General features: G+C 74.2%; 2 protein-coding genes. Both read right to left on the bottom strand.

Annotation, left to right across the window (positions count from 1 at the left end; all coding sequences use genetic code 11):
- On the bottom strand, positions 1-148 hold a 148-nt coding region (locus C1I97_RS42780; protein ID WP_146608340.1), incomplete at its 3' end, for a polyketide synthase docking domain-containing protein.
- Positions 145-5452: type I polyketide synthase (locus C1I97_RS40240; RefSeq protein WP_181446986.1), on the bottom strand; the 5308-nt coding region annotated here is incomplete at its 5' end. The genes C1I97_RS42780 and C1I97_RS40240, both read right to left, overlap by 4 nt.

Raw genomic sequence — 5452 nt, 5'->3', positions numbered from 1 at the left:
CCACACCCCCCGGAAAACGACACCCCATGCCCACCACCGCCACCGGCTCATGAGCGCGTTCCTCGATGTCGCGCAGCCGCCGCTCGGCCTTGTGCAGGTCCAGGGTCACGCGCTTGAGGTATTCGGTGAGTTTCGCTTCGTTCGTCATGAGCGGTCCCCCTGGTTGTCGGAATCGGTCTCGGAGGGCCGGCCGATTCGGCTGTCGATGAGTGCGAAGATCTCGTCCGGAGTCGCCGACAGAATGGCGTCCGTGAGGTCGCCGGAACGCTCCACGGCGAGGTCGCCGGGCCGTTCGACGACCCGCAGCAGGGCCTGGAGGCGTGCCGCGATCGTGTCGCGCGTGTCCGTGTCCGCGGGGTCGAGCGAATCCACCGCTGTTTCCAGGGACGTCAGCCGCGCCAGGGGCGAGGCGTCGTCGACGGGCGGGGCCGCCGGAAGGAGCAGGGTGCGCAGATGGGCGGCGAGCGCGGCGGCCGTCGGATGGTTGAAGACCACGGTCGCGGGCAGGCGCAGGCCGGTCGCCGCCCCGAGCCGGTTGCGCAGTTCGACGGCGGTGAGGGAGTCGAAGCCGAGCTCCTTGAAGGCGCGGTCCGCGTCGAAGGACCGGCGGGCGGCGCCGAGGACGACGGAGGCGTGCGTGCCGACCATGTCGAGCAGGAGCGCCTGCTGTTCGGCCGGCGGCAGCGGGGCCAGCCGCCGTGCCCAGGATTCCGGTCCGGACGACGGGGTGCCGGCCGCGGCCGCCTGCCGCAGCCGCGGGGTGCGCACCAGGTTCCGGAGGACCGCCGGGAGGGGGCCGCCGCCTGCGAGATCGTGCAGTGCGCGAGTGGGGATCCGGGCGGGTACGACGAGTGGCGGGCCGGCGGCGAGCGCCTCGTCGAAGAGGGCCAGCGCCTCGTCGGTCGGCATCGGTTCCACACCGGTGCGGGCCATACGGGCCACATCCGTCCGGGAGAGGTGGCCGGTCATGCCGGTGGCGACCTCCCAGTACCCCCAGGCGAGCGAGGTTGCGGGCAGTCCGGCGGCGTGGCGGTGGCCGGCGAGCCCGTCGAGGAAGGCGTTGGCGGCCGCGTAGTTAGCCTGCCCGGGTGTGCCGATGATCCCGGTGACCGAGGAGAACAGCACGAAGGCGGACAGGTCGAGCCCACGGGTCAGCCGGTGCAGGTTCCAGGCGGCGTCGGCCTTCGGGCGCAGCGCGCGGCGGAGGTGGCCGGGGGTGAGGGCGTGGACGGTGGCGTCGTCGAGCACGCCCGCCGCGTGGACGACGGCGGTGAGCGGGCGGTCCGCCGGGATCGTGTCCAGGACCGCGCGCAGGGCGTCCGGGTCGGCCGCGTCGCACGCGACGGCGCTCGCCTCGGCGCCCGCGGCGGCGAGTTCGGCGAGGAACGGACCCACCCCGTCGCCGTCCGGGCCGGTGCGGCTGGTCAGCAGCAGCCGGCGGACTCCGTGCCGGGTCACCAGGTGGCGGGCGAGGAGCCGTCCCAGTGTGCCGGTGCCGCCGGTGACGAGGACCGTGCCGTCGGGGTCCGGCGCCGCGACCGGCCGCTCGGGCTCCGACAGCCCCCGGGTCAGGCGGGGTACGTGCAGCCGTCCCTCGCGTACGGCGGTCTGCGGTTCGCCGGTGGCGAGGGCGGCGGGCAGGGCGCGCAGCGAGGCGTCCGTACCGTCGGTGTCGACCAGGACCAGCCGTCCGGGGTGCTCGGCCTGGGCGCTGCGGACCAGTCCCCACACGGCCGCGCCCGCGAGGCCGCTGACGTCCTCGCCGGGGTGGGTGGCGACGGCGTGCCGGGTGAGGAGGGCCAGGAGGGTGTCGTCCCGGGTCCCGTCGTCGCCGTCCGTCAGCCATGCCCTCAGCAGACCGAGGACGTCCTCGGCGGCCCGCAGGGCCTGTTCGGCCGGGCCGCCGCCCTGCTCCCCGGTGGCGGTGCCGCTGTCGGTGCCGCCGGTGCCCGCGGGAGCGAACAGCACCACCGCGGGCGCGGGGTCACGGGCGCCGGAGAGGGCGGCCGGGCCCTCGTACGTCCGTGCCACCGCACCGGTGTCCTCGATCACGGGCAGCAGGGTGTTCACGCCCTCGCCGAGCAGCGCCCAGGTGGCGGGCCGCGTTGCCGCGGCCGGGGCGGGCACCGTGGGCCAGGCCAGCTGGAACATGCGGCTGTCGCTCCGCCGGACCCGGGGCACCGCGGGAGCGGCGGTCAGGGTGAGGCTCTGCGCGGCGACGACCGTCCGTCCGGACGGATCCGCTGCGAGCAGCCCGTAGCGGTCCGGCCCCAGGGACGTCAGCCGTACGCGCAGGAAGACGGCCCCGGTGGCGTTCAGCCGGAGCCCGTTCCAGGAGGAGATCCTGTGCCTGGCAGGGCGGTTGTCCGCGGACAGGGCGGCCAGGGCACAGGTGGCGGCGTCCAGCAGAGCGGGGTGGATGCCGAATCCGGCCGTCTCCTCCCGGAGTTCGCCGGTGAGCTCGATCTCAGCGTACAGGTCGCGGCCGAGGGTCCAGGCCGAGCGGACGCCCCGGGCGGCGGCGTCCTCCCACGCGTCGGCCCCGTCGCCTCCGGGGGCCGGGACATGGGCTGTCGCCGCGGGGGGCGGCCATGCGCCGTCCACGAGAGCCGTGTCGTCGTCGGCGTCGGGGCCCTCGGGGCCCACGGTGGCCTCCGCGTGGCGGGTCCACTCGGAGTCCTCGCCATCGTCCGGGCGGGTGTGCACGGCGACCCGCCGGCGTCCGTCGGGGCCGGCGGCGCGGACGGTGACCTGCACTTGGCAGGGGGCGCCCGCGTCGGGGACGAGCGGGGTGTGCAGCGTCAGTTCGTCGGTCCATGGGCAGCCCGCGTGCTCGGCGGCGTGCAGCACGAGGTCGGTGAGCACCGCGTCCATGAAGGAGTCCGCCGGTTCCGTGCCGTCCGGCCGGGGGAGGTCGGCGGGCTTCAGGACACCGGTGAGGACGAGGTCGCCGCTGTCGGCGAGCGTCACCGCGGCGCCCAGCAGGGGATGGCCCGACGCCGTCAGTCCGGCGGCGCTCACATCCGCGGCCGCGGAGGCGCTGTCGAGCCAGTACCGGTCGCGCTGGAAGGCGTAGGTGGGCAGCTCCACCGTCCCGGTGTCGGGGCCCGGCACGGCCGCGTTCCAGTCGACGGCGGTGCCGTGGGTGTGGACCTGCGCGGCGGACAGCAGGAACCGCCGCCGCCCGCCCTCGTCGCGCCGCAGGGTGCCGGTCACCAAAGGCTCCCGGCCGGCGCCGGCCGCGTCGGCCGCCGTGTCCTGGACGGCCGCGGTCAGCACCGGGTGCGGGCTGACCTCGACGAAGGTGCGGTGGCCGTCGGCCAGCAGAGCCCGGGTGGCCTGCTCGAACAGCACGGTCTGCCGCAGGTTGCGGTACCAGTACGAGGCGTCGAGCGCCGCCGTGTCCAGGAGTCCGCCGGTCACCGTCGAGTAGAAGGGGACGGCGGAGGAGGTGGGCGTGATGCCGTCCAGCACCTTCATCAGCTCGTCCTCGAGTGCCTCCACGTGCGGGGAGTGCGAGGCGTAGTCGACGGCGACCCGGCGGGCGTCCACGCCGGCCGCGGCACAGGCGGCCATCAGTTCCTCCAGGGCGTCCGCGTCGGCAGCGACGGTGGTCGACGCGGGGCCGTTGACGGTCGCCACATACACCTGTCCACGCAGGCGCTCGACCAGGGGGCGCAGTGCGGCGGCGCCGAGTGCGACGGCCGCCATGCCGCCGCCGCCCGTCCACGCGGCGATGGCACGGGACCGCAGGGCGACCACCCGTGCCGCGTCGTCGAGGGTGAGCGCGCCCGCCACGTGGGCGGCGGCGATCTCGCCCTGCGAATGCCCGACGACCGCGTCGGGCTCGACGCCCACCGAGCGCCACAGTTCCGCCAGGGACACCATCACCGCGAACAGCGCGGGCTGGACCACGTCGACACGGTCGAGTCCCGGGGCGTTCGGCGCACCGCGCAGGACGTCCTGCAGCGACCAGTCGGTGTGCGGGGCGAGCGCCTTCGCGCAGTCGTCGATGCGCCGGGCGAACACCGTTGAGGTGTCGAGCAGTTCACGCGCCATGCCGGCCCACTGGGAGCCCTGGCCCGGGAAGACGAAGACGGTGCCGACGTCCCGGTCGGCGGTGCCGGTCACGACGTGGGCGGTGGTCTCTTGGCGGGCCAGGGCGTCGAGTCCGGCCAGCAGCTCGGCCCGGTCGTCGCCCACCACGACCGCCCGGTGGTCCAGCAGCGCCCGCGTCGACACCAGCGAACGCCCCACCTCCGCCGGCCCCGCCTGGGGCCGCTCCTCCAGGAACACCCGCAACCGCGCCGCCTGCGCCCGCAGTCCCTCCCGCGACGCACCCGACACACACCACGCCACCGGCCCCGCCGCACCGGCCCGCACGGAACCGGACCCGGCCACCGCGCCCGCAGCCGCCTGCACCGAACCCACCGACACCGCGGCACGCACGACACCGTCGCCCCCCTCACGGGCCCCCGGCGCCTCCTCCACGATCACATGCGCGTTCGTCCCACTGATCCCGAACGCCGACACACCCGCACGCCGACGCCGACCCGTCTCCGGCCACACCACCGACCGCGAAGGCACCTCCACAACCCCCGACGACCAGTCCACATGCCCCGACAACTCCTCCGCATACAACGACGCAGGCACCACACCCGCCCGCATCGCCATCACCGTCTTGATCACACCGCCCAACCCCGCAGCAGCCTGCGAATGACCGATGTTCGACTTCAACGACCCCACCAACAACGGACGCCGACGCCCCGACCCGTACGCCGCGATCAACGCACCCGCCTCGATCGGATCCCCCAACGCCGTCCCCGTCCCGTGCGCCTCCACCACATCCACCTCGGACGCACGCACCCCCGCATCCGCCAACGCCCCCGCGATCACCCGCTCCTGCGCCCCACCACTCGGCGCCGTCAACCCATTGCTCGCACCGTCCTGATTCACCGCCGAACCGGACACCACCGCCAACACCGGATGGCCCCGCCGCACCGCGTCACTCAACCGCTCCAACACCAACGACGCCGCGCCCTCGGCCCACACCGTCCCGTCCGCACCCGCACCGAACGGCTTGCACCGCCCATCCGCAGCCAGCCCCCGCTGCCGCGAGAACTCCACGAACATCCCCGGATGCGGCATCACCGTCGCCCCCGCCGCCAACGCCAGATCACACTCACCCCGACGCAACGACACACACGCCTGATGCAACGCCACCAACGACGACGAACACGCCGTGTCAATCGTCAACGCCGGACCCTCCACACCCAGCACATACGCAATACGACCCGACGCGACAGACGGCGTATTACCCGTCAGCAAAAACCCCTGCACACCATCCGAAGCCTCATGCAACAACGGACCGTAACCATTATGAATAACCCCCGCGAAAACCCCCGTCCGACTCCCCCTCAACGACAGAGGATCAATACGCGCCCGCTCCACC

It is taken from the genome of Streptomyces sp. NTH33, assembly GCF_003236365.1.
Lineage (GTDB): Bacteria > Actinomycetota > Actinomycetes > Streptomycetales > Streptomycetaceae > Streptomyces.
This window is presented reverse-complemented; position numbering and strand designations above follow the sequence as displayed.